This is a genomic window from Halobacillus sp. ABH2_015 (assembly GCF_056158945.1).
In genome coordinates this window covers 527,804-550,679 of record NZ_JBSWUG010000002.1, presented here as the reverse complement: position 1 = coordinate 550,679, position 22,876 = coordinate 527,804, and the positions used below count along the sequence as shown (strand labels likewise).

General features: G+C 47.9%; 23 protein-coding genes and 1 riboswitch. Of the genes, 10 read left to right on the top strand and 13 right to left on the bottom strand.

Annotated elements, in window-relative coordinates:
• Positions 1-513: 513 nt before the first annotated feature.
• A complete protein-coding gene (msrA, locus tag ACXAD6_RS02700) occupies positions 514-987 on the bottom strand; it encodes a peptide-methionine (S)-S-oxide reductase MsrA (RefSeq protein WP_474967531.1) in 474 nt (157 codons plus the stop codon).
• Between the two features lie 122 nt (positions 988-1,109).
• A riboswitch (SAM riboswitch) is annotated at positions 1,110-1,230 on the bottom strand.
• Positions 1,231-1,369: 139 nt separating this feature from the next.
• Positions 1,370-2,062, bottom strand: coding sequence for an AIM24 family protein (locus ACXAD6_RS02695; protein WP_474967530.1), 693 nt, complete (start codon positions 2,060-2,062; stop codon positions 1,370-1,372).
• A 132-nt stretch (positions 2,063-2,194) separates the two neighbouring features.
• Between ACXAD6_RS02695 and ACXAD6_RS02690 the strand changes: the two genes are divergently transcribed.
• On the top strand, positions 2,195-2,731 hold the full coding sequence (locus ACXAD6_RS02690) for a DinB family protein (protein WP_474967529.1): 537 nt from the start codon (positions 2,195-2,197) through the stop codon (positions 2,729-2,731).
• 136 nt (positions 2,732-2,867) lie between these two features.
• On the opposite strand, the gene ACXAD6_RS02685 is transcribed toward ACXAD6_RS02690, so the two are convergent.
• The gene (locus tag ACXAD6_RS02685) at positions 2,868-4,349 is read right to left on the bottom strand and encodes a Na+/H+ antiporter NhaC family protein (protein ID WP_474967528.1); all 1,482 of its coding nucleotides are present in this window, start codon (positions 4,347-4,349) and stop codon (positions 2,868-2,870) included.
• A 176-nt stretch (positions 4,350-4,525) separates the two neighbouring features.
• Between ACXAD6_RS02685 and ACXAD6_RS02680 the strand changes: the two genes are divergently transcribed.
• From ACXAD6_RS02680 to ACXAD6_RS02670, 3 genes are all read left to right on the top strand, one after another.
• A complete protein-coding gene (locus tag ACXAD6_RS02680; RefSeq protein ID WP_474967527.1) occupies positions 4,526-5,041 on the top strand; it encodes a GNAT family N-acetyltransferase in 516 nt (171 codons plus the stop codon).
• Between the two features lie 236 nt (positions 5,042-5,277).
• Positions 5,278-8,037: a phosphoenolpyruvate carboxylase gene (gene ppc, locus ACXAD6_RS02675; RefSeq protein WP_474967526.1), complete on the top strand. Its 2,760-nt coding sequence runs from the start codon at positions 5,278-5,280 to the stop codon at positions 8,035-8,037.
• Positions 8,038-8,146: 109 nt separating this feature from the next.
• Positions 8,147-9,433, top strand: coding sequence for a GntP family permease (locus ACXAD6_RS02670; RefSeq protein WP_474967525.1), 1,287 nt, complete (start codon positions 8,147-8,149; stop codon positions 9,431-9,433).
• 137 nt (positions 9,434-9,570) lie between these two features.
• On the opposite strand, the gene ACXAD6_RS02665 is transcribed toward ACXAD6_RS02670, so the two are convergent.
• From ACXAD6_RS02665 to ACXAD6_RS02655, 3 genes are all read right to left on the bottom strand, one after another.
• Positions 9,571-10,371, bottom strand: a complete 801-nt coding sequence (locus tag ACXAD6_RS02665) for a 3-hydroxybutyrate dehydrogenase (RefSeq protein ID WP_474970350.1) — start codon at positions 10,369-10,371, stop codon at positions 9,571-9,573.
• A gap of 189 nt (positions 10,372-10,560) precedes the next feature.
• Positions 10,561-10,752 (bottom strand): hypothetical protein, encoded by a 192-nt coding sequence (locus tag ACXAD6_RS02660; RefSeq protein WP_474967524.1) that lies wholly within the window; start codon positions 10,750-10,752, stop codon positions 10,561-10,563.
• Between the two features lie 41 nt (positions 10,753-10,793).
• Positions 10,794-12,170 carry a Glu/Leu/Phe/Val family dehydrogenase gene (locus ACXAD6_RS02655; RefSeq protein WP_474967523.1) on the bottom strand — a complete coding sequence of 459 codons (1,377 nt, stop codon included), beginning with the start codon at positions 12,168-12,170 and terminating at the stop codon, positions 10,794-10,796.
• Positions 12,171-12,345: 175 nt separating this feature from the next.
• On the opposite strand from ACXAD6_RS02655, the gene ACXAD6_RS02650 reads away from it, so the two are divergent.
• Positions 12,346-12,579, top strand: coding sequence for a hypothetical protein (locus ACXAD6_RS02650; RefSeq protein ID WP_474967522.1), 234 nt, complete (start codon positions 12,346-12,348; stop codon positions 12,577-12,579).
• Between the two features lie 207 nt (positions 12,580-12,786).
• Here ACXAD6_RS02650 and fabI read toward each other — a convergent pair whose 3' ends face one another.
• From fabI to ACXAD6_RS02635, 3 genes are read right to left on the bottom strand one after another with little or no spacing between them, the layout of a single operon-like run.
• Positions 12,787-13,566, bottom strand: a complete 780-nt coding sequence (fabI, locus tag ACXAD6_RS02645; protein WP_474967521.1) for an enoyl-ACP reductase FabI — start codon at positions 13,564-13,566, stop codon at positions 12,787-12,789.
• Positions 13,567-13,611: 45 nt separating this feature from the next.
• Complete coding sequence (locus ACXAD6_RS02640) at positions 13,612-14,289, bottom strand: Dph6-related ATP pyrophosphatase (protein ID WP_474967520.1); 678 nt, start codon at positions 14,287-14,289, stop codon at positions 13,612-13,614.
• Between the two features lie 31 nt (positions 14,290-14,320).
• Positions 14,321-15,373, bottom strand: a complete 1,053-nt coding sequence (locus ACXAD6_RS02635; protein ID WP_474970349.1) for a C45 family autoproteolytic acyltransferase/hydolase — start codon at positions 15,371-15,373, stop codon at positions 14,321-14,323.
• 215 nt (positions 15,374-15,588) lie between these two features.
• Between ACXAD6_RS02635 and ACXAD6_RS02630 the strand changes: the two genes are divergently transcribed.
• Complete coding sequence (locus ACXAD6_RS02630; protein WP_474967519.1) at positions 15,589-16,647, top strand: NAD(P)/FAD-dependent oxidoreductase; 1,059 nt, start codon at positions 15,589-15,591, stop codon at positions 16,645-16,647.
• 37 nt (positions 16,648-16,684) lie between these two features.
• On the opposite strand, the gene ACXAD6_RS02625 is transcribed toward ACXAD6_RS02630, so the two are convergent.
• From ACXAD6_RS02625 to ACXAD6_RS02615, 3 genes are all read right to left on the bottom strand, one after another.
• Entirely contained in the window at positions 16,685-17,629 is a 945-nt protein-coding gene (locus ACXAD6_RS02625; protein WP_474967518.1) for an ATP-grasp domain-containing protein, read from the bottom strand.
• A gap of 156 nt (positions 17,630-17,785) precedes the next feature.
• Positions 17,786-19,231: a carbon starvation CstA family protein gene (locus ACXAD6_RS02620; RefSeq protein ID WP_474967517.1), complete on the bottom strand. Its 1,446-nt coding sequence runs from the start codon at positions 19,229-19,231 to the stop codon at positions 17,786-17,788.
• Between the two features lie 310 nt (positions 19,232-19,541).
• Entirely contained in the window at positions 19,542-19,712 is a 171-nt protein-coding gene (locus ACXAD6_RS02615) for a Spo0E family sporulation regulatory protein-aspartic acid phosphatase (RefSeq protein WP_474967516.1), read from the bottom strand.
• Positions 19,713-19,887: 175 nt separating this feature from the next.
• Here ACXAD6_RS02615 and ACXAD6_RS02610 point away from each other — a divergent pair, with 175 nt between their 5' ends.
• Positions 19,888-20,268, top strand: coding sequence for a RidA family protein (locus tag ACXAD6_RS02610; protein ID WP_474967515.1), 381 nt, complete (start codon positions 19,888-19,890; stop codon positions 20,266-20,268).
• A gap of 32 nt (positions 20,269-20,300) precedes the next feature.
• On the opposite strand, the gene ACXAD6_RS02605 is transcribed toward ACXAD6_RS02610, so the two are convergent.
• Positions 20,301-20,531, bottom strand: a complete 231-nt coding sequence (locus ACXAD6_RS02605) for an excisionase family DNA-binding protein (RefSeq protein WP_474967514.1) — start codon at positions 20,529-20,531, stop codon at positions 20,301-20,303.
• Between the two features lie 125 nt (positions 20,532-20,656).
• Here ACXAD6_RS02605 and ACXAD6_RS02600 point away from each other — a divergent pair, with 125 nt between their 5' ends.
• The 3 genes from ACXAD6_RS02600 (at position 20,657) to ACXAD6_RS02590 (ending at position 22,852) form a co-directional block, all read left to right on the top strand.
• Positions 20,657-21,511, top strand: a complete 855-nt coding sequence (locus ACXAD6_RS02600; RefSeq protein WP_474967513.1) for a DUF1206 domain-containing protein — start codon at positions 20,657-20,659, stop codon at positions 21,509-21,511.
• A 72-nt stretch (positions 21,512-21,583) separates the two neighbouring features.
• The gene (locus tag ACXAD6_RS02595; RefSeq protein ID WP_474967512.1) at positions 21,584-22,039 is read left to right on the top strand and encodes a hypothetical protein; all 456 of its coding nucleotides are present in this window, start codon (positions 21,584-21,586) and stop codon (positions 22,037-22,039) included.
• 81 nt (positions 22,040-22,120) lie between these two features.
• Complete coding sequence (locus tag ACXAD6_RS02590; protein WP_474967511.1) at positions 22,121-22,852, top strand: VCBS repeat-containing protein; 732 nt, start codon at positions 22,121-22,123, stop codon at positions 22,850-22,852.
• Positions 22,853-22,876 lie beyond the last annotated feature (24 nt).

Here is a 22,876-nt window from a genome sequence, read left to right as displayed (position 1 = left end):
CTAGTGAACTTTCCCCCATAAAAAAAGCCCCCTCACTGAGGGGCTCTGGCTATAGAAAAATCCTGTGTTAACCAGTTAGAGTTGTCCATGAGTCGTGGGAAGGGCCACTTTCCGCTTATCGGTATATGAATGCCGCGGGCACGCCCTACGCAGGTTCTCAGATTCAAAAGAACGGCACGGGCTGCGCTGTTGCGCACTTGCGTGGAAAAAAAGGAAAAGAACAGACGCTGATAACGGCTGGCTGCCGGAATATGAACAAGCCTCTCCTCCATCCAGCAAGGATGAGCGGGGTGAAGGAGAGTCTTGTTCGATGTTAGAGAACTCCCAAGGAGCGGTGCCCTTTCCACTCCTGCGGAAGAACGAGTGGTCCGAGACCGCCGAGCGTGGGTGTTGCGAGGAAGCTCGTTCGCTCGTCCGCGGAAAGGGCACCGCTCCTTTCGGGAAGAAAGAAAAAAGCTTGTAAAGAAACAGGGGTTTCTCTACAAGCTGAACCCCTCAGTGTGGGGCTTTTCATCAGCCGATGGAACAGGCTGCGGAGCCATGTTTTTGAATGTACTTCTGGTGATGCTCTTCTGCTTCAAAGAAAGAAGAAGCCTCTTCCACCTGTGTAGCGATTGAACGCTTGAAGATGCCTTTGGCACTCCATTCTTTGATTTTTTCTTCTGCAATGTACTTCTGGCTTGCATCTGTATAGAAGATCACTGAACGGTATTGATGTCCTACATCAATGCCCTGACGATTTACCTGTGTCGGGTCGTGAGCTTCAAAAAAGATATTGACCAGTTTGGCATACGTAATGACAGCAGGATTATATTCGATACGGACAGCTTCCGCATGACCGGTATTTCCCTGTTTCACTTCTTCATAGGAAGGGTTTTCGAGATGTCCCCCGATGTAACCGACGGTTGTTGCCGTTACCCCTTCGAATTTCTCAAAAAATGCTTCTACTCCCCAAAAACATCCTGCGCCGAAAATTGCTGTTGCCATATCTACATCTTCCCTTTCCTTTAACGCAACTTCTATCGAGAGCCATGACGGGTATGCTGATATGCAAAAAACCCCTTTTCTTATCCACATAAGAAAAGGGGTTCGTATCAATCCGTACGATCCTCTCATCTTTTAGGATGGTGTTCATCCTACAGGAATTGGCACCGTTCTCGTCAATCCGTGGATTGATTCGATGGTTGCCGGGCATCAAAGGGCCAGTCCCTCCGCCTCTCTGGATAAGAAGTTTCCGTTATTTATTTAATGTTGATTATCAATATACTACGTTTCAGTAACGAAGTAAAGGATAAATGATGATTCTTTTTGTATCATCATTGTATTCACACTTTAGCATGACTATGCCAGTCCACGCAAAAGAAAAGTCTTACTGACTGCCTGTTGTTTCAATTTCTTCATACGGCTGGACGATGACAAAACCTTCTCCTTCGAACTGCATTTGAATAGATTCCCCGCTTCCCCGTCCGATAAACGTTTTAAAGCTTACATCCGTCTTGAAATTCGGCTCCAAATGCCCGGACCAGGCTACGGTCGCATGAGGATCCGTAATAACCGGTTCTCCCGGGCGTACGAGCAATGTCAGTGGTTCGTAATGGGAGGTGACAGCCACACGTCCGCTGCCATTCAAGGTCACGTTAAACAGACCGCCGGAAACCATCCCGGCCACTTTTTTCATCAGCTTGATATCCCAGTCGATGCTCGGCTCAAAGGCGAGAAGATCGTTACCGTTGACTGTAATGGTTTCATTATCCAAGTCAAAAATCGTAATCTTTTTCCCCTGATCAGCGAGATACAAACGTCCGCGCCCTGTCGCTTTCATCAGCGAACTGCCTTCTCCCGTCAACGCCTTCTTGAACATTTTTCCTACACCGTGCTCCAGAATCCCTTCTCTCTCAAACTTGATATTCCCATTATAGGAAATCATGGCCCCGGATTTCGCCCAGACCTGATCCATCAGGTTCACCTCGAGAATACGCGGGGTTTCCAGCTCAAAATAATCATTTTCTGAATCATCCTGTTTCGTCGCCCTGATAAACTCCTCAATCGAATAGTCTGCCATGACAGATTCCTCCTTTTATGTAGGTTATAGTTCTATACCACACCCCGGGGTGGGTTAGACCATTTATGAAACCTTTGTCTATCGTTTTACGTTTACAATGGAGGAAAGGTTTCATCACCACCTGGCAGGGGAATGATGATTCTATTTGATCTATTCAAACAACCTAAGGACGAGGAGGACCTGTTTATGTATGGTCTTGATGAGAAAAGAAAACAGCTGTTGGAGTATGCCCATTCCGTCTCTGACGAAATGGCAGCACAGAAGCCCGGGGAAGGAAAATGGTCGGTCCTTGAAATTCTGGAGCACCTGTACCTGATGGAACAACTTGTCGTCTACCAGATCAAGCAGGCAGTAAAGCAGGGAGATATCCAGCAGACTTCCGAAAAACCGATCCACCGGACGACGGAAAGGGACTACAAGGTGGAAGCCCCTGAGTCCGTCCGGCCTGAAGGTACGTGCCAAACGATTGCAGAAGCCGAGGATGGATTGAAAAAAACAAGGGAAGCTACGTTATTCCTCATTCATAACAAAGATGAAGAAACATTGAAGAACCGTGTGTTTCCCCACCCCGCTTTCGGAGACATGGACTTGGTGCAGTGGATTGAATTCATCGGCTGGCACGAACTCCGCCACCTTGATCAAATGAAAGAAACTGTGGAAGCTTTATAAACGCGTAGAAAAACACGCAGAGGTAAATCTCTCCACACCACCTACAGATCCACTGGATGACAAGTCCAGTCTCTTGTCTACAGTTGAAAAGCGCAGAGACGAATCTCTGCGCTTTTTCTATCTTTGACGATCCTGTTTACTTTTCAGGCTTCACTTCTTCGCCGTTCTTCCCGGTGTAACGGAGCCCCCATCCTGTCCATGCTGCGATCAGCATAACAAGCAGAAGGAGCCATCCTTGGAACACATACGGGAATACTTCACCAGGCGAAACGACGGGGAGGAAGTCATACTTGTCTGCCGCTCCCTGAACCGTGGCCCAGGCAAGCAGGACACCACCACTCCAAGGGAAAATATACCCCAGGGAAGAGGTCACTGTATCCAGGAAGTTGGCCCGCCGGTATGGATGGATATTCAATTCCTTCCCGATTTTCCTCACAAACGGAGCCGCTGCAATTTCCGCCGCTGTGTTGATTGTGATGAAGGCATTCAAGAAAGCTACAATACCAAAGATGGCGAGTTCAGCTCTGCGGACTACACCATTGATGATGCGGAGGAAGAAGTTCTTAATCACTTCCATCGTCCCTCCTACTTCAAGCATGTAAGCCGCCGCAAGAATGAACAGGATCAAAACAGCCATATTGAAATATCCGCTGATTCCATCAATAAGGGCCCCTTCAATCACAGGGTCTCCTGCTTCATTGAAATGAATATACAGCACTTCCTTTAAGGATATGCCACTCAAATATATGAAAGCCACGGATGCAAGAATCCCCCATGATAAGGACGTCAGAAGATGCTGGCCTCTCAGCGCCAGGATAAGAACGAGTACAAATGGCACCAGCATCAACAGACCGTTGGGTGACACCTGGCTCTGCAGGTCATTGATCACCTGCTGGCTTCCTTGTTCCCCACCGCCGCCGAAAACAATGAAAAGAATCATTGCCGGAACAGCAGCCGCCATGGAGTATTTAAAACGGGAACGGACAACTCCAGGGACATCCGCTTCCTGTGTCGTTGCAGAGACGATCGTTGTGTCAGAAACAGGCGCCAGGTTATCCCCGAATACAGCTCCACTTAAAATCGCTGCAACAAGCAGCACCGGATCCGCTCCTAATATGACACCAGCTGGATACATAAGCACACCGAACGTGGCTACCGTACCGTATCCAGTTCCTACGGCTGTGGAAAATAAGCCGGCGAGCAGAAACGTAATACCGACGAAAGCTCCACCTTCCAGCCCTGTTTGGAAGCCGAACCAGATCAGACCATCCACCAGTCCTCCGGCAGACAGCATATTTGCAAACATGCCGGCCCAGAACCAGGCAATGATCGAAACGATCCCTACCGGCTGAGCCATCCCTGTAATCAGACTCTGCGCATAATCTGACCATTTCGATTTAGTAAAGAACAGACCGAGGCCGATTCCAATCACAATTCCTAAGACAAGCCCCTGCTCTGTAACAAGACCTGCCACACTTAAGACAATGGCCCAAATGATAAAGAAAACCAAAGGAATCGTTGCAGCAAATACCCCGCCATGGAACTCCAGGCGTTTGATTTCTTTTTCTCCTAAGGCTTCATCGATGACTTCTTCATTTCTTCCCTCTTGATCAGCCATCTGATTCCCTCCTCAACAATTACTTAACCTTGTATAGTTTACCACCTGATATGATGGAATATAAACAGCTGAATTGTTACCACTTTAAAGCAAATCAGGATATCATCTGGAAAGCACAGAAACCTCTGATCAGTAATAGTATCTGAACAGACCATTGGTTATAAAGGAGTTATATTATGAAATTAAGGCAGGCAAAAATGGAAGATTTTGAAACGATCAGTCAATGGATCAGGTCAAAGGACGAGCTGAAACAATGGAGCGGCTCCGGTTTTGAGCACCCCCTCTCCCTGAGCCAGTGGGAGAAATACTTGAATGAGGAGGACCGTCAATCGTTCACAGCTCTGTTGGAAGACAGCCCGGCCGGACACATTTCCATCGGCCGGATCGAACCTCTTAAGACAGGAAGAATCGGTCGTGTGATAACGAATCCCGAACACAGAGGAAAAAAGGTTGCTGCACGGATGCTGCGTGAAATCACAACCTACGCCTTCGACCGACTTCATCTGGAGAGCGTCACCTTAGGCGTTTTCGCCTTCAACACCCCGGCTCTCCGGGTATATGAAAAAGCGGGGTTCTCATTCAAAGAACAAGATAAAAATAAGGAAATGACGGAGACCCAGCCTTGGCACACACTGGAAATGTTCCTCACCAAAAATGAATGGAAAAATCAGCGGATGTTTCCATATCATTGATATCTTTGTTTTCTGCTTCAAAAAAAATTAAAATAGAAAAGAAGGTTCTTTACTCAGATTATAAGGTAGCGCTTACATGTCTATGGCCAGCACACTTTACGGAAGCATTCCTTCCCCCTCGCTGCTTCCATATAAAAGCACAGGGTACTGCTGAACATTTGACTATACAAATAATTCTGATAATATTATGAAGCACAATACTATCCATTTTACAGATCTGACAGGAAGGTGAAATTGTGACAACGCTTAACAGTACAAACGACCACACGACTCCCTTGAGGAGAGATATCCGTTCCCTTGGACAAATGCTTGGAAACATTCTTGTCCATCACGGCGGTGAAGAGTTATTAAATAAAGTAGAAACCATCCGCCAGCTGACCAAAGACTTACGCCAAAACCCTGAACAGCATACTTATAAACAGCTGAAACAAGAAATCCAGAGCCTCGAGCCTCCTATGCGCTCGCAGGTCATCCGCGCATTCTCCATCTATTTCCATCTTGTGAATATCGCTGAGCAGAACCACAGAATCCGCAGAAGAAGAGAATATCAGCTCCGTGAAGATCATGGGGCACAGCCTTTTTCATTGGAAAGTGCCGTGGTTAATTTGAAAAACAACAACTTTTCCAAAGAGTTGATTCAAGATGTGCTCCACGACCTTTCCCTTGAATTGATCATTACCGCACACCCGACGGAAGCAACCAAGAGAACTGTGCTCGAAATCCAGAAACGGATTGCTGCAATCCTTCAAAAGCTGGATCACCCGCAGCTCACAAAAGGAGAACGCCAAAATCTTCAGGACAGCCTCCAGAACGAAGTGACAGTTCTATGGCAGACGGATGAACTCCGTGAGCGCAAACCGACCGTCATGGATGAAGTACGGAATGGATTGTACTACTTCGACCAGACGTTGTTTGATGTTCTTCCTGATATTCATCAGGAGCTTGAAAATCGTCTGGAAGATCATTTCCCAGGAGAAGACTGGGACGTACCGAATTTCCTTAAATTCGGATCCTGGATTGGTGGAGATCGTGACGGAAACCCGAACGTGACTCCGGAAATCACTTGGGAAACGCTTGAGAAGCAGCGCCGTCTTGCTTTGAAAAAATATGACCAGGTCCTTGTGGAGCTGATGAAACGATTCAGTCACTCTTCGACACAAGTGACCGTGACCGACGCTCTGAAACGATCGATCGAGGAGCAGGAACCTCTTCTTTCTGAAGAAAAGAGATGGCGGGATGACCGGGAAATCTACCGCAGGAAGTTTGCCATCATCCTTGAACGCCTGCGTCAAGTAGGCCGGTCTGAGATTGGTTATAAAGATGCAGACGAACTGCACGAAGACCTTCTCCTTATACAGGAAAGCGCCCAGACCCACCAGCCGAACCGAGGCGAACTCAAAAAATTGAGAAAGTTGATCCGACAGGTGGAAATGTTCGGCTTCCATCTCGCTACTCTGGACATCCGTAATCACAGCGGGGAGCATGAAGCTGCGGTTACCGAACTGCTCCGTAAGGTTGGAATTGAAGAGGACTATTCAGCTCTCTCTGAAGAGCGGAAGCTGGCCGTCCTTCAGGATGTATTGAAAGACCCGCGTCCGATTTCCCTGCTGAACGAGGATTATTCAGAGTCCACCCAGCAGATGCTGACCGTTTTCCAAATGATCCGTAAAGCTCACCTGGAGTTCGGTAAACGCTCCATTGAAGTTTACTTGATCAGTCATACAGAAGCCGCAAGTGATCTTCTGGAAGTTCTTGTCCTTGCTAAAGAGGCGGGTATTTACAGACTTCACGCCGATGGCACAGTGGAAAGCAACATCAATGTTGCCCCGCTGCTGGAAACCGTGGACGATCTCGTTGCCGGACCTGAGATTCTTAAAACTGTGTTTGATATGGACATATACAGCCGTCACTTGAAAAAGCGCGGCAGTTCACAGGAAATTATGCTTGGATATTCCGACGGCAGTAAAGATGGTGGAACACTCACGGCCAACTGGCGTTTGTACAAGGCTCAGCAGGAAATCCGTGAAATGGCCGAGGATTATGGTATCGGTCTCAAGTTCTTCCATGGCCGCGGAGGCTCATTAGGCCGCGGGGGCGGACCATTGAACCGCAGCCTGCTGTCACAACCTGCTGAAACCCTGGGTGAAGGAGTGAAGATCACCGAACAAGGAGAAGTGCTTTCTTCCCGTTATCTGCTACGTGACATTGCTTACCGAAGCCTGGAACAGGCAGCCTCCACCCTTGTGGAAGGCGCAGCCAATGTCTCGAAGGAATCGGAGCAGGGCCACCACCGTGAAGACACATGGGAACAGGCCATCGAAGAAATTTCCGAAGTGTCTCTTAAAAAATACCAGGACCTTGTCTTCGGCGACCCTGAATTTCTTACGTACTTCAATGAAGCCACGCCGCTTCAGGAAATCAGCGGCCTGAATATAGGGTCACGGCCAATGAAGCGTAAGGACAGCTCCAAGTTTGAAAATCTGCGCGCCATTCCATGGGTCTTTGCCTGGACACAGAACCGCCAGCTCCTCCCTGCCTGGTACGCCGCAGGAACGGGTCTCGCTTATTATGCCGATCAAGGCAGCGAGCAACTTGACCAATTGCAGCAGATGTATGAAAACTGGCCGTTCTTCCGTTCTACCATCAATAACCTGCAGATGGCCCTGACGAAAGCCGACATTCAAACGGCCCGTGAGTATACCGAGCTTGTCCAGGATGAAAAGATCGGAAAGCGGATCTTCAATGAAGTGGTTGAAGAATATGAGCGTACGAAAGAAATCCTCCTCCGGATTACAGGAGATGATGAACTGTTGAATCATCAGCCGACGATCAAGGAATCCGTCCGTCTGAGGAACCCTTACGTCGACCCATTGAACTTCCTGCAGGTGGAGTTGATTAAAGAGCTCCGCAAGGAAGAAGATCCAAACGATGAAATTCTAACAGAAGTACTGCTGACGATCAGCGGAATCGCTGCAGGACTTCGTAATACAGGTTGATCAACAAAACTGCCGGCCAAGCGCCGGCAGTTTTTTTATGTGGTTCATCAAATCCGCTGAATTGGACATAGTAAAACAGACATCAACCACATAAAGTGAGGGAATCATCATGATTAGTATCCTTTTAGGACTTGTTTTACTCATGCTTCTCGCCTACCTGGGCTGGTCCATCATCTGGATTGCGCCGCTCGTATCAGGCTTTGTCGCAATTCTAAGCGGAATGGACATCCTTCCTGCCTATACGGACACGTACATGCAGGGATTCGTAGATTTTGCAAAAGACTACTTCCCCATCTTCCTATTCGGTGCGATTTTCGGAAAGCTGATGGAGGATACAGGAGCTGCCCAGTCCGTCGCTCACAAAATCTCCAGTGTCATTGGAAAAAAACGGGCCATCCTTGGTATGCTGCTGTCGGCTGCTATTCTAACCTACGGCGGTGTCAGTCTGTTCGTCGTCGTTTTCGCTGTTTATCCTCTCGCTGTAGCGATGTTCAGAGAAGCGAATGTTTCAAGAAAACTGATCCCGTCCACCTTTGTTCTCGGCGCTTTCACATTTACGATGACCGCTGTTCCGGGTACACCACAGATTCAGAACATCATTCCGATCAATACATTCGAGACCAATACGATGGCGGCACCGATTCTGGGCATCGCCGCCGCTTTAATCATGGCTGTCGGCGGATACTTTTATTTGAAATTCCGCGAAGGCCGGCTGACTAAAAATGATGAGACCTTTACAGAACCTGAAGGGGATAACCAGGTGAAAAGTGTCAACGAGGAAGAACTTCCAAACTGGATTTTATCCACCATCCCCCTCATTGCAGTAGTAGCGACGTTGAATATATTTGACTTGAATATCCTGACCGCCCTGCTCATCGGAATTCTGCTGATTATGGCATTTAACTGGAGAGATTATAAAGACTTTATCAAAGCCATAAACGGCGGTGCCTCCGGATCGGTTATGGCGACCATTAATACAAGTGCGGCTGTTGGTTTCGGGACAGTGGTTACCGCTTCCCCCGGATTTGATACAGTGAAAGAGCTTATTTTCAGTATTCCACTCAGCCCTTATTTTTCAGAAGCTTTCGCTGTCCAGCTGTTAGCGATGATCACCGGCTCTGCTTCTGGTGGTATGGGAATCGCTTTGGAAGCGCTCGGTCAGGAGTATTATGATATAGCAGTGAATCAAGGACTCAGTCTGGAAGCCTTCCACAGAATTACCTCTGTAGCTTCAGGTGCTTCCATCCTTCCTCATAACGGGGCACTGCTGACTTTATTCACGGTTACCGGCCTGACCCATAAGGATTCCTACAAGGACGTATTCGTAGTGGGCTTGGTCATTCCAATGATTGCAACCATAGCCATCATCCTGCTGGCTATGATGGGAATCAATTAACCCGGCTGCCTCAGACGTCTCCAAATGATCATATAGAAAAAAGGGAGGAACTTCTCATGATGAGAAGTTCCTCCCTTTTTTGTCTAAGTCATAAAAAAACCCTGCACCAAGGACAGGGTTTTCCTTTATTTATGGTTTTATTGAACGGTATACCCACCGTCAATGACTGCAGCTTGACCGGTGATGCTTTTCGCTTTATCACTGACAAGGAAAATGGCGTAGTCAGCGACCTCCTGGACCTGAAGGAGACGTTTCTGAGGGACAAGTGGATAGATGACTTCTTCCAAGGCTTTTTCTTTCTTAATGTTCCGCGTGTTCGCCAGGTCCTCCAGCTGGTTCTGAACAAGCGGCGTATCCACATAGCCTGGGCAGATCGCATTAACGGTAATGCCATCATCAGCTCCCTCCAGAGCCGTCACTTTCGTCAGCCCGATAACCCCGTGCTTGGCACTGTTGTACCCTGCTTTACCGGCAAACCCAATTAAACCGTTGATGGAAGCCATATTCAAGACACGTCCATACCCTTGCTTTTTCATATGGGGAAAGGCGTGCTTGATTCCGAAAAATGGGCCTTTGAGCATAATATCAAGAATCAATGCAAACTTCTCAGATGGAAATTCCTCCACCGGAGCCACGTGCTGAATCCCGGCATTATTGACGAGAATATCGATACGGCCGAATTTACTGACTGTTTCTTCAATCGCATGCTTCACATCTTCTTCTTTCGCTACGTTGGCGACAACACCTTCGACCGTAAAGCCTTGAGATCGAAGCTCCTCGACCGATTTGTCCAATGTTTCCTGGTTGATGTCATTTAACATAACTTTGGCACCGGCTTTTGCAAATTCCGTAGCAATTTCCAAACCGATGCCTTGGCCTGATCCTGTAATTAAGGCAGATTTTCCTTCTAACACGATAATTCCTCCTTCTAGGTTCATCACTCCTTACCTTTCCCACTTTTCCGGAAAAATGCACAAAAAACTCAGCCTTTGAAAGGCTGAGTTTTTTCAGCTTGTAGAGAAACCTTTTTTCCAGTGACTCAAAGGAGCGGTCACCAATATAGGATTTTCTCAAAGCGGCAGTAACGCAGCTTGTCCTGTGCTTTTGAAACAGCGAAGAAGCGATGCTCAACGTTCTTTTTTATCATAGGATAAAGCAGTCTTCCCACAGGCATCGGCACGAGAAGCGTTCGGTGGTGACGTCTCCGGGAACAGTGCGAGCGGAAGATCCACTTGGTCCAATGGTTTTCTTGACCAAGTCAGCGGAGGACGTGCCCGCGGCAGGCATCCACCGATAAGCGGAACGTGCCCTCTCAACATGACATACGGACAACTCTAACTAGGTAGGACGAACTTTTTCTTTAGTATAGTTTTCCCTGGCGGTACATAATGTTGGACAATTTCATAACGGAGTGGATATAGCAGTTTTGACGGAGCGGGAACGGATCTCCGAAAAACTGCGGAAGAATCGTATCCATCGTATGTTTCATTTTATCGAACAGCCGTTCAAATACTTCGTCTTCGTTCATGAAACGCGCCTCTCTTCCCTGCACCCATTCATAGAAGGAAACGATCACACCACCGGCATTGGCGAGGATATCCGGAATGATCAAGACCCCTTTATCCGCCAGATGCTTATCTGCTTCCTCTGTAATAGGTCCGTTAGCGCCTTCAACAATAATTTCTGCCTGGATATCCTTCATGTTGCCTTCGTGAATCTGATCTTCCAGCGCTGCAAGGAACAGGACGTCGACATCCATGGTAAGCAGTTCATCCCGGTCTCTGATTTCTGCTTGGAGTTCGTGCTCTTCCAGCTGCTGATCTTCGGTGGGAAGGTCTCCATCATTCTGTTTCGTGAATTCCACAAGTGCTTCAATATCCAGCCCATCACGGTTGTACAACATGACGTTTGCATCGCTGACAGCGACCACTTTGTTGTTCAAGTAATCACATTTCCTGGATTCAAGCGCGGCTACTGATCCAAGGTTTCCAAAGCCCTGAACAGCCATTTTCAATTCTTTATCGGCATGATTCAGCGCCGTTTTGGCAAATATATTATCGGTTCCTTCCAGCCAGTCCTTATTGTTCTTCAAGAAGTCATGCAGCATATAGCGGAACGTAAAGTAGACACCTTTCCCTGTTGATTCGCGGCGTCCAAGTGACCCACCGTTCACAATGCTTTTGCCTGTAAAACTGTTGCGGTAGGGTTCTCCCGGATGGAGCGCCTTGTACTCTCCCATCATCCAGTCCATTTCCCGTTCTCCCGTTCCTACGTCAGGAGCTGGTATGTCTTTATCAGGCCCCAGAATATCGTTAAAATACTGGACATATTTTTTGCAGATCAGATTCAGTTCCTTCACACTGTAATCTTTGGGATTGATTCCGACGCCGCCTTTTCCTCCGCCGAACGGCAGCTCATGAAGGGCATTTTTCAACGTCATCAGCTTAGCGAGGTTGGCCACTTCGTCTTCATGGACCGATTCATGGAAGCGGATCCCGCCTTTATATGGGCCTACCGTATCACTGTGTTGGATACGAAAGGCTGGAATACGAACGATCTGACCGTCCTCCATGGGAACTCTTAAGTATGATTTGTGCACGTGATTCGGTGTGGATAGAAGGGCCACCAGTGATTTATACGCCTGCTCTCTGGACTGGTACTTCAGATCCGGTAGAAAATCTTCATCTTCCATAACTGCTTTCAGTGACTCTTCGATGATTGATTGTTGTCTCTGCATACATAAAGCCTCCGATCTAATGATAAGGTCCTGTGCTGATTTTCACTCACTAAATTACCCATACCCTAATTTTTCCACGTGAAACGTTTCCTAACCATTAAAAAAGCTCCCTGAATAAGGGAGCTTTTGGCTGTAGAAAAAGTCTGTGTTAACCAGTTAGAGTTGTCCATTTGTCGTGCCAAGGGTCACATTCCGCTTTTTGGTGGATGAATGCCGCGGGCATCACCACCAAACGCTCCTCGTGTATGCAGATTCAAAAGAACGGCATGGGCTGCGTTATGGCCGCCTGCGTGGAAAAGAAAAAGGGAAAGAACAGGCGCTGATCACGGATGCCTGCCGGAATATGAACAAGACTCTCCTCCATCCAGCAAGGATGAGCTGGGTGGAGGAGAGTCATTTTCGATGTTAAAGAACTCCCAAGGAGCGGTGCCCCTTCCACTCCTGCGGAAGAACGAGTGGTCCGAGATCGCCGAGCGTGGGTGTTGCGAGGAAGCTCGGGCGCTCGTCCGCGGAAAGGGAAGGGGCTTTCGCTCCTGGCGGCAAGAAAGAAAAAAGCTTGTAAAGAAACAGAGGTTTCTCTACAAGCTGAAGCTCCCTGAATAAGGGAGCTTTTTGTTCAACCTAAAATATTATATCCAGAATCCACATACACGATTTCGCCGGTTACCCCCCGGGATAGGTGACTCATCATAGCCAGCGTCATATCGCCGACCTCTTCCTGTGTCACATTTTTTCTAAGCGGAGACGTTTCTTCGATCTTGCTGAGAATTTCATTGAAGCTTGGTACACCCTTTGCAGCGAGCGTACGGACAGCTCCCGCAGAAATCGCATTCACACGGACCTGCTGCTGTCCCATATCTTCAGCGAGGTAACGGACAGCCGCTTCAAGGGAGGCTTTTGCTACCCCCATGACGTTGTATCCTTTCACCAGGCGCTCCGCACCGAGATAGCTCATAGCCATCAATGAACCGCCTTCTGTCATATACGGCCGCGCCGCTTTGGCTACCGCTATGAGGGAGTAAGCACTCGTATCATGAGCGAAGGCAAAGCCGTCCCGGGACGTTTCAATAAAGTCGCCTTTCAAGTCTTCCGCATGGGCAAAGGCAATGGAGTGACAGACCCCGTGGATCACACCTGCCTGCTCTCCGATTGTCGTAAAGGCCTCCTGGATGCTTTCGTCATTGTTTACATCACACTGAACAACAGCTCCCGCCTCGACGCCTTCTTCTTCAAGAAGCTTCTGCAGTTTCGTATAGCTGCGGTCTTTTCTATATGTAAAAATGACATTCGCTCCTGCCTTGTAGAGGGACCTCGCTACGCCCCAGGCAAGGCTCCGCTTATTGGCTACACCCATCACGACGATGTTCTTATCTTTCAACTGTAAAATGTCTTCCATAATTACCTCCAGTGAATCTTTTCTCGACTACTTATCTTACCATACTTATTTGCCGGGCTCCTCTAATTCTACATGAGCAAATCTTCCACCTAAAGAGGTAAAACGAAGTCCAGAGGTGACGGGCAGCGGGTGGATGAAACAGGGGCCATCATAGACAAAGGTATGGAATTCCCCATGTTCCCCGCACAGATCCACCCCTTCAGGAAGAGCATTCAGAAAATCCATGTTGAACGTCCTTCCTGCATACTCTTCAGGCAGCACGTCGGTATCCACGGTCGTGACGATGCTTTTAAAGCCAAGCTGGATCAACGTCTCTGCTGTTTCTTTTGCCGGCTGTTTCCACAAAGGAAATATTCCTTCCATCCCTATCCTATCCAAGAGCTGCAGGCGGTAATCTTTGATATCCTCAAGCAAAAGATCGGCGTAGACGACAGCGGAGACATCTTCCTTCCTCAGCTGCTCCGCTTGTCGTCCCAACGCCTGCTCGTACTGCTCATTGGAGGCCTCTTCCGGAAGTTCCACCTCGTATAAGGGCAGCTGCAGAGCCTCAGCCTGGCTCCTTATCCATTCCGTTTTCACTTCGTGGACCGGAAGCCTCTTCCTTTCTGCAGACACGGTTGAGATCAACCCTTTTACAGTATAGGCAGGATCATTCAGCATCAGGTATAAAGCAAAAGCAGAATCTTTCCCGCCACTCCACGATACAACCACACGTTCCGTCATTGCGCTCCCCCTATCTCCGTTTTCTTCCATTCTAGTAAGCCCCGTCTTCCATGTGGACAAAAGGCAGTTCTGTGTCCACTTCTCCATAAATCATCGTCCGTGCTTCATCCTTCCCTGCAAGCCACTGATGAAAGTCCAATTCCACCGGCTCCTGATCTCCGCCTAAAGCAAACCATGCCTTTCCTTCTTTCGGGAGGTAGCCAGCTGTATGAATCGTACCAGCCCATTGGTCATAGAGATCCGAAAATACACCGCCGTCTGTATCATTCATCAGACGGAAAGCTTCGTAAGCCCCGGAAAGCTGTTCACGTCCGGCCTGAACAGCCTCCATCCGCCGTTTGGAATCCACCAGATGGTTCCGGTTTTCCTCTACCATGATTTCAAAATGGTTGGTACACACATCCGCTTCTCTTACAGCCGTTCCACGCGGAGAAGCTTCCACAACATACGTACGTCCGCTCGGATCAAATACCGTGTAGCTGAACGAATGACGATGGGGGATTTCTTTCAGCATCGCCACAGCTTCCTCTACATCCGCACAGGATTCGAGGATGATTCTTCCAATCATACAGCAGATAAACCCATCTCCCGGCCTCTTCCGGTGCATAAAGTTATAGCCGAGAACGAGTCCCTTTTCATTCATCCCATCCATACGACCGGTAATTCTCTGCGTCGGTCCGATTGTGCTGTATCCCTGATCTTCCGGTTGAAACAAGGCGTAACGCCCTTCATACGTTTTCGGCATATAATCATAATTACGGATAAAATACCCGTTACCCGTCATGATGGAGCAACCGCTTCGTTTATAGTCGACCCGGTAGCCGCCGAATTCCATCATCACCCGTTCCATCGGCCACCCCAGGGCATCCCTGAGGCCCAGCAGTTCATCCCAAATGCCCGGAGCAAAGCGGGTAATCGCCTCCTTCACTTCTGATTCTTCTACTGTAAAACGCGGGATACGTACCTTCCACTGTTTTTCCCGGTTTTTTATCGTCATCGAATTTTTCAGCTGTTTCCCCTGAAAATATCCATAATCGTAATGGGAGCCTCGAAATTGTACCACCCTGCTGTATACCTGCTTCATCATCTGACCCTCTCTTTTTCTGAATTAGCTTCATTCTACTATGTCTTCCTTCATCAGAAAAGACATCCATATTCTGCCACACCCAGGAATAAATGCGCCATTCATATAGTTTTTCGACGATTTTTTTGATACGCTAATGATTGTAACAAATGATAGAAAACGTTTACGAGAAGGGAACGCAGGGGACTTGAATTTGTGAAGGTGGTGGAACAAAAGTGAAAAAAGTTGTCATTTTAGGTGGGGGATACGGCGGCATGAACGCTCTTCACGGGCTGCTTGACGGCGTAAGGGATGATGTACACATCACCGTGATCGACCGGAACCCATACCATTCATTGAAGACAGAATTTTATACCATTGCTGCAGGCACGGAATCCGACCGTCATGCCCGTGTAGACTTTCCTGAGCATGAGCAGGTGGATTACGTTTTTGATGAAATTGAAAACATTGATGTTGAATCCGGGCACGTCCGGGTGAAAGGCGGCCTTGAGCCTGTTCCTTATGATTATCTCCTTATCGGACTGGGTTGTGAGGATAACTATCACGGCATCGAAGGGGCGCAGCAATTTACAGAAAGTGTCCAGACGTTCTCCAAAGCCCGTAGTGCCGGCTATTCCATCAATAACCTCGGAGCATACGGCAAAATTACCGTTGTAGGTGCCGGGCTGAGTGGCATTGAAGTCGCTTCTGAGGTACGTGAAAGCCGGCCGGATTTGAACATCCGCCTGCTTGACCGGGGCTCTTCTGTATTGAAAGCTTTTGATTCAAAGATTCAGGAATATGTAGAAAAGTGGTTCAATGACAATGGTGTCGAGGTTATCCATCATGCCAATGTGGAGTACGTCGAGAAGGATGGGGTCTGCAACAACGGCCTTTGTTATATCAATGATGTCACAGTATGGACCGCTGGTGTACGTCCGAATTTCCTCGTACGAGAGCTTCCTTTTGAAAAAGATGATCAGGAAAAAGTCATCATTAATGATTTCTACCAGGTACCCTCTCATCAAAATGTCTATGTTGTAGGAGACTGTGCGTCTTCCGAGTACTCTCCAAGTGCACAGCTGGCCGGCCAGCAAGGCGAAAAAGTTGCAGATGTCCTTCGTGCCGTTCTCCAGGACCGCGTACCGGAACGTCCCGGCGACGTCAAACTGAAGGGATCCCTCGGCTCGCTTGGAAAAAACGACGGATTCGGCAATATGCTCCAAAAGCCTATGACCGGTGTCCTCCCTCGTCTTGCCAAGTCAGGAGTCTTGTGGCTGAGCAAACGACATTAAAAAGAGATCGATCACAAGGTGTGATCGATCTCTTTGTTTATACATACGATTTCTCAAGCAGGCCGCCAAGATAACGGGCAAGCTCAAGCATGCCGTAAATGCCGGACGCAGCCTCGGCATCCGAGTTGTAATTCGTGTTTGTGTTAACGTCGTAAGTGAAAAGATTCCCTTCCGCATCCTGGATCGCTTCGATTCCTGCAACCTGAACGTTGTTCTCCTTTAAAAATGCCTCATAATGATCGACAATTTCCGGACGATAATTTTCCAGAATTTCAAACTTTGCTTTCGGTGCTTCCGCTTGTTGATCTGTCGGGCAGTAAATGTCTTCGATTGTGCAGGCATCAGCCGGACATAACTCAAATCCTTCTGATGTATCCACTTTCACCCCGTAGACAAACTTCCCACCGACAAATTCATGGCGGACGATGTAAGGTTCGGGAGCCTTGATATACTGTTGAATCAGCGTTATTCCATCGACCGGTTCCTCAAAGGACGGGCCGTCGATATATTCTCTCAGAGCTTCAGTCGAATGAAACAATTGAACCCCCTGACCTTTTCCGGCACGGTTATGCTTTGTGATGAAAGAGGATTGATCAAGCTTGCGGGCCGCTTCAAGAATGTTGTATCTGCCCACGGCTGTGATGGTTTTCGGTGTTTGAATACCTGCCTGATTCAAGGCCATGTACTGATTCACTTTACTTACCTCAAGACGAAGCGCGCGGCTGCCATTGATTACCGTCCGGCCGTGGCGTTCCAGCCAAGCAAGGACAGCCTCTGTATATTCCGGTGCAAAACGGTGATTTCTCGTATGAGACGATGCGCTGATCCTGTTATAAAAAATGCCTTCCGGAGGCTCGCTTGTCAGATCAAGCGTCCCTTGATCCAGATGCCATAACTCGTAGGGAAGATCCAATTCTTCCAGCCGTTCCGTCAAGTGGCCGGTCCATTCGTCGTTTTCATGAAGTACATAGATTTTACTCATGCCAGGACTCCTTTCATTTCGATACTTTCTTTATTTTATCATAAAATCCCGATAAAGTTACTAGGATATGATCCATCCACCGCCCTTTTTATCGACCCTTCAAAGGCACAGCATCCCTGGACGAAAAAACACCCTCCACGATGGAGGGTGTTGAGGTCAGCTTGCTTTCGTTGTAAGGACACGCTGCTGTTTCTGCACTTTGTGTTTGATCACCTGCCACACGAACCATGTGAAGACGGCTGTCCAGATGACGGCGCCTAATATCATGGATGTGGAGTAAGCAAGGCCGAATCCTTCCGGCGCATAAAAGATGTAGGTACTGACCACCGCAGTCATAAACAGCGCGGGCACACTGCAGATCCAGTGGAACTTAGCCTGCTTCATCAAATACATGGCTCCCGTCCAAAGCATGACGGTGGCCACTACCTGGTTCGACCAGCCGACATAACGCCAAAGGAAACTGTAGTCCATCTGTGTGAGCATGAAGGTTGGGATAGCGACAGGTACAGCAAGGAAAATCGTCGCCCATTTCCCATTCCATTCTTTATTCGTAAACCCTTTGAGCAGATCCACCAGCATCATTCGGGACGACCGAAGCGCTGTATCCCCTGTCGTAATGGGGAGGATGATGACACCGAGAACAGCAAGAATACCCCCGAGAGTCCCGAGCGTAGATGTACTGATTTCGTTGACCACGCCGGCCGGACCGCCTGCGTCAAGCGCCGTTTGAAGCTCTCCTGTGCCCCCGAAGAAGGCCATTCCAGCTGCGGCCCAGATCAAGGCAATGATACCCTCGGCAATCATTGCGCCATAAAATACTTTTCTTCCTTCGCTTTCTTTTTTCAACGTCCGGGCAAGGATCGGGCTTTGAGTACTATGAAACCCTGAAATGGCACCACAGGAAACGGTAACCATCAGCAGCGGCCAGATGGGAAGTTCCTGAGGATGGAGGTTCTCCACAGTCAGGTTTGGAACCGGGTGATCAAAGAAGAACAATCCAATTCCGATACTGACGGCCATAAAGATAAGAATCGCCCCGAAAACCGGGTACACTTTTCCGATAATTTTATTGATAGGAAGAACAGTCGCCACCAGAAAGTAAGCAAAAATAAGCAGGATACATGTAAAGAAACCAAGCGGTGTAACCTCTGCCATCAGCTGAGCCGGCCCTGCAGTAAATGCAGCGGCAACCAGCACCATCAAACCAATCGATAGAATATTAATGACGACACGGGCTGGGTTTCCAAGATATTTCCCTACAAGGCCGGGGAACTGCTCGCCTTTATGCCGAAGAGACATCATTCCAGAGAAGTAATCGTGGACCGCTCCTCCGAAAATTGATCCAATGACAATCCATATAAATGCAACGGGCCCGTAAAGAGCACCCATAACAGCACCAAAAATCGGTCCAAGCCCAGCGATATTGAGAAGCTGGATCAAGCTCGCTTTCCACCAGCTCATAGGCATGTAGTCAAATCCGTCATTTTGTTCATAGGCCGGTGTCGTCTTTTCGTCATTGATGACAAAAATGCGTTCGACCACCTTTCCATAAACCAAATAACCGAGAATAAGTAAAACAACAGATGCGATAAATGTGACCATCGCTGAGCCTCCTTCCAAATGAGAATATAAAAAGTATTCTAGCCGCTTCTTTGTCGAATAACAACCCATTATCTGAATATTTATTTTTTTATTCTTTTTTTTCTTGAAGTAAAGCGTTTGCACCTTAAAAGTACATAAAAAAGAGCCTTCTGCTCGATGCAGAAGGCTCTTTTTTATGTATGGAACCTGCCACCCTGTAGGAATGGTTAAGTTTCCCGCAGTCGTAATGATCGCAGGGCGGCATTACAGATAATTTAACACAACACGCCGAAAGCATCAAACCATGCATCCCTTCCTCTGTAAAAAAGGTTCACTGGTTTGAGCAGTGATAGCTGTCCTCATTTCCGAAACGATTCAAAAGGTCGTCCAGATCCTGGGAAATGCGCAGCAGCTCCGGATCCTCCGGGTTCTTATTATATATGTCATACATGTGTTTTCTTAATTCCTCAATCTGCTTTTCAAGTCTTTCTTTATAAGGCATGCCCTCAACTCCTTCCTCAATCATTTTCCCCGTTTCCTGAAGCCTAAACCGAAAAAAAACGGGAGACGTTCCTTTTAAAGAACGAAGGCCGCGGGTTAACCGCCGGCGGATAACGCTATGTCCAAAGAAAAAAACGTGGTAAACTTTAGCCACATACATAAAAGGAGGCAGAACCATGTTCCAAACGATTTCCACCACCCAGGCACCCGGTGCCATCGGACCTTACTCCCAGGCGGTTGACCTTGGCAGCCTTGTTTTTCTTTCCGGCCAGATCCCTCTGGATCCTGCTACGATGGAATTTGTATCCGATGACGTCACTGAACAGACCCATCAGGTTATGAAAAACTTGAAAGCTGTTCTGAAGGAAGCCGGTCTCGACTTTTCCCATGTAGCTAAAATGAATATCTACCTTGCTTCCATGGATGACTTTGCCGCTGTGAACGACGTATATGCCGGCTATTTGAAAGAACCTTATCCAGCACGCGCCGCCGTTGAGGTCAGCAGACTGCCTAAAGGAGCCAGAGTAGAAATCGAAGCCGTGGCTGTTCGAAAATAGCCAAAAACAGAGCCCTTACCGGCTCTGTTTTTTTAGTCTTCATCCTTAATATCAGGATCTTCCGGAATCGGGCTGTTCAAATACTCCTGAATCAATTCCCTGTAGTGTTCCATCTGCTCCAAATGCTTGGAGAATTGATGTTTATTGATCAGCCACTGCTCCCCATCATGGACCGTTTTAATTTTATTATGATGAATCAGATACTCGATATAGTCATCAGGAAGCTCCAGGTATGCAGCAGTTTCCTTTACAGTCATATACATAAGGACGCCCCCTTTCTCTCCCCTATTTTAACATGATTTCCACCACGAGCCGGTTTCTTTTTGTCTCACATCGGGAAATACTTCTTTAAGCAATCATAAGTTAAAGAAGGAGTGAACAAAGAGAGATGGCTTCTACATTTACATCCTCAAGCAATTCAGATGCTCAACAAACCAAGGAGGATATAAAACCATGGGTCCGCCGGCTGGCCCGGTTCGGTTTTATGGCCAAGGGAACGGTATACATGCTGATCGGCCTCCTCACTTTCATGGCAGTGATCGGTGTCGGGGGCGGAAAAACGACCGGAACATCCGGTATGTTCCGTACCGTGGCTCAAGTAGCTTTTGGTGAAATCCTGTTATGGGGTGTGGCCATCGGCCTGCTCGGCTACATTATCTGGCGGCTGATCGAAGCCGTTCTTGACCCGGCAAATAAAGGCAGTGACGCAAAAGGGATCATTACCCGGATTGGGTATGTCGTAGCTGCTGTCATTTATGGTGGTATTGCCTACAATGCAGTGAAAATCGCTATGAACTCAGGCTCAAGCGGCGGAAGTACGGAAAAAACCATGTCCGCGCAATTGTTATCCCAGCCTTTCGGTCAATGGCTCGTCGGAGCTGTCGGGCTCATTACGATCGGGTATGCCGTCTATGAATTTTACCAAGGATCCACAGGACGGTTTATGAAATCTTTCAATCATGGTGATATGGATAAACATCACCGAAAAGTAGCTGAAACGAGTGGACGCTTCGGTTTATCTGCCCGTGGCGTTGTGCTTGGTTTAATTGGGTTCTTCTTCATCAGGACCGCTTTGACGTCCAACCCTGATCAGGCTAAAGGCATGGACGGTGCTCTTTCTGAAATATCTCAGCAGCCCTTTGGGCAGGTCCTTCTCGGTATTGCTGGATTGGGATTGATGCTGTACGGCATTTATCAAATCGTCCGCGGGCGTTACACACGCATGAACTTCGGCGCAAAATGATTGCTGCAGACTTGATGTATGACGTTCGTGGTTGTGCTATACTAAGCCTACGAATGACATCAGGAGGACGTTATGCTTACATTTGAAGAAAAAGTTGCAATTATTGAAGAGTTTTCGGAATTAGACCGGAAAGATGTCTCGCTTGGACGAGTGAATTTCCACTATGAGGACAGCCTTTATGATAAGAAAATCATCGTATACCGCCTTCATCCAAATGGCAACGGCTTTGTCTATGCCGGTGAAATCGAAGGCGCAGACACGGATGAGCGCGGCATGATCAATATTAAAGACTACAGCGCCGATGCTTTGAGACATTTAATCAAAGAGGCGGTTGACTCGCTTTCCTTATCCCCGGCTGAAAAAAATCCGGTTATGGAAGAATGGCTGAACGATCGCGATCAGGCTTTGATTTTATTAAGAGAAGAAGACGGCTACAACGTCTATGCTGATGAAACATTGGAAGGCGCGTTCAACTCCTATCAGGAGGCAGCGTCTTTCCTTGAGCAGGAAGGATTCAGCCGTCTTTAAAAAAGAGCCCCTCGGGCTCTTTTTTTTTGGTTCCACCGACCCACCCAGCCTGCATAAGCTGTAATAAAGGAGGTCTGCGTCATGCAGCATTACTTCAGGCGGCAGGCAGAAACGGCAGTTGTTACAGCTTTTGCTCACGGAGACGTCAACGGAGACTCCATCACCGACTTTGTGTACTTGACCGGGTACCAGTCTTCCGACAGTCCGTACGTAACCGGCATTACGCTCATTATCCAGGACGGGCGTACCCAGCAGTTTTACAGTATTCCCCTCATTACAAACACTGGATATCAACCACGGCTGTTCTTAGGTGATTTCACGGGGGATGGCACCGATAATATTTTAATCAGTATGGACTCAGGCGGAAGCGGCGGTTTTGGTTATTACTATGTCTATGCATTCTTAAACAATCAGCCTTCTCTTCTATTTAATTATGAGACCTTCGATTCTTTATTTACGTATTCCGTCACTTACCAGAATGATTATAAAGTGGACGTGACGAATGAGACACTCGCCCTGTCTTTTATCATTGACCTGAGTAACCGCGGTGAGGACTATCTTTCTGAAATCTATGCTGATGACGGGACACTGCTCATCCCGATCGAAGGATCAGTATCCGGACTCAATCAGTTATATCCCATCGACTTCAACGGTGATGGTGTATATGAATTATTCGCATTCCAACGCGTCATCGGACGGTATAATGCCGATGGCCTCGGCCTCATCCAAACGCCCCTTTCCTGGAACGGGCAGCAGTTCATCCCTTTTTCCAATCAACAGTACCTCGCCGTTTCCGGACAATCATCCGAGTAAATAAATAAGTGTAGAATCAAATGC

Excerpts from the sequence above, each read along its gene's own strand:
- fabI (WP_474967521.1), bottom strand. The coding sequence starts at position 13,566 with ATGGAAGACATTTTACAGTTGAAAGATAAGAACATCGTCGTGATGGGT.
- ACXAD6_RS02590 (WP_474967511.1), top strand. The coding sequence starts at position 22,121 with ATGCAGCATTACTTCAGGCGGCAGGCAGAAACGGCAGTTGTTACAGCT.
- ACXAD6_RS02595 (WP_474967512.1), top strand. The coding sequence starts at position 21,584 with ATGCTTACATTTGAAGAAAAAGTTGCAATTATTGAAGAGTTTTCGGAA.
- ACXAD6_RS02635 (WP_474970349.1), bottom strand. The coding sequence starts at position 15,373 with ATGAAGCAGGTATACAGCAGGGTGGTACAATTTCGAGGCTCCCATTAC.
- ACXAD6_RS02665 (WP_474970350.1), bottom strand. The coding sequence starts at position 10,371 with ATGAACCTAGAAGGAGGAATTATCGTGTTAGAAGGAAAATCTGCCTTA.
- ACXAD6_RS02605 (WP_474967514.1), bottom strand. The coding sequence starts at position 20,531 with ATGTATATGACTGTAAAGGAAACTGCTGCATACCTGGAGCTTCCTGAT.
- msrA (WP_474967531.1), bottom strand. The coding sequence starts at position 987 with ATGGCAACAGCAATTTTCGGCGCAGGATGTTTTTGGGGAGTAGAAGCA.
- ACXAD6_RS02680 (WP_474967527.1), top strand. The coding sequence starts at position 4,526 with ATGAAATTAAGGCAGGCAAAAATGGAAGATTTTGAAACGATCAGTCAA.
- ACXAD6_RS02625 (WP_474967518.1), bottom strand. The coding sequence starts at position 17,629 with ATGAGTAAAATCTATGTACTTCATGAAAACGACGAATGGACCGGCCAC.
- ACXAD6_RS02600 (WP_474967513.1), top strand. The coding sequence starts at position 20,657 with ATGGCTTCTACATTTACATCCTCAAGCAATTCAGATGCTCAACAAACC.
- ACXAD6_RS02655 (WP_474967523.1), bottom strand. The coding sequence starts at position 12,170 with ATGCAGAGACAACAATCAATCATCGAAGAGTCACTGAAAGCAGTTATG.
- ACXAD6_RS02685 (WP_474967528.1), bottom strand. The coding sequence starts at position 4,349 with ATGGCTGATCAAGAGGGAAGAAATGAAGAAGTCATCGATGAAGCCTTA.
- ACXAD6_RS02615 (WP_474967516.1), bottom strand. The coding sequence starts at position 19,712 with ATGCCTTATAAAGAAAGACTTGAAAAGCAGATTGAGGAATTAAGAAAA.
- ACXAD6_RS02620 (WP_474967517.1), bottom strand. The coding sequence starts at position 19,231 with ATGGTCACATTTATCGCATCTGTTGTTTTACTTATTCTCGGTTATTTG.
- ACXAD6_RS02690 (WP_474967529.1), top strand. The coding sequence starts at position 2,195 with ATGATGATTCTATTTGATCTATTCAAACAACCTAAGGACGAGGAGGAC.
- ACXAD6_RS02610 (WP_474967515.1), top strand. The coding sequence starts at position 19,888 with ATGTTCCAAACGATTTCCACCACCCAGGCACCCGGTGCCATCGGACCT.
- ACXAD6_RS02640 (WP_474967520.1), bottom strand. The coding sequence starts at position 14,289 with ATGACGGAACGTGTGGTTGTATCGTGGAGTGGCGGGAAAGATTCTGCT.
- ACXAD6_RS02660 (WP_474967524.1), bottom strand. The coding sequence starts at position 10,752 with ATGTTGAGAGGGCACGTTCCGCTTATCGGTGGATGCCTGCCGCGGGCA.
- ACXAD6_RS02670 (WP_474967525.1), top strand. The coding sequence starts at position 8,147 with ATGATTAGTATCCTTTTAGGACTTGTTTTACTCATGCTTCTCGCCTAC.
- ACXAD6_RS02695 (WP_474967530.1), bottom strand. The coding sequence starts at position 2,062 with ATGGCAGACTATTCGATTGAGGAGTTTATCAGGGCGACGAAACAGGAT.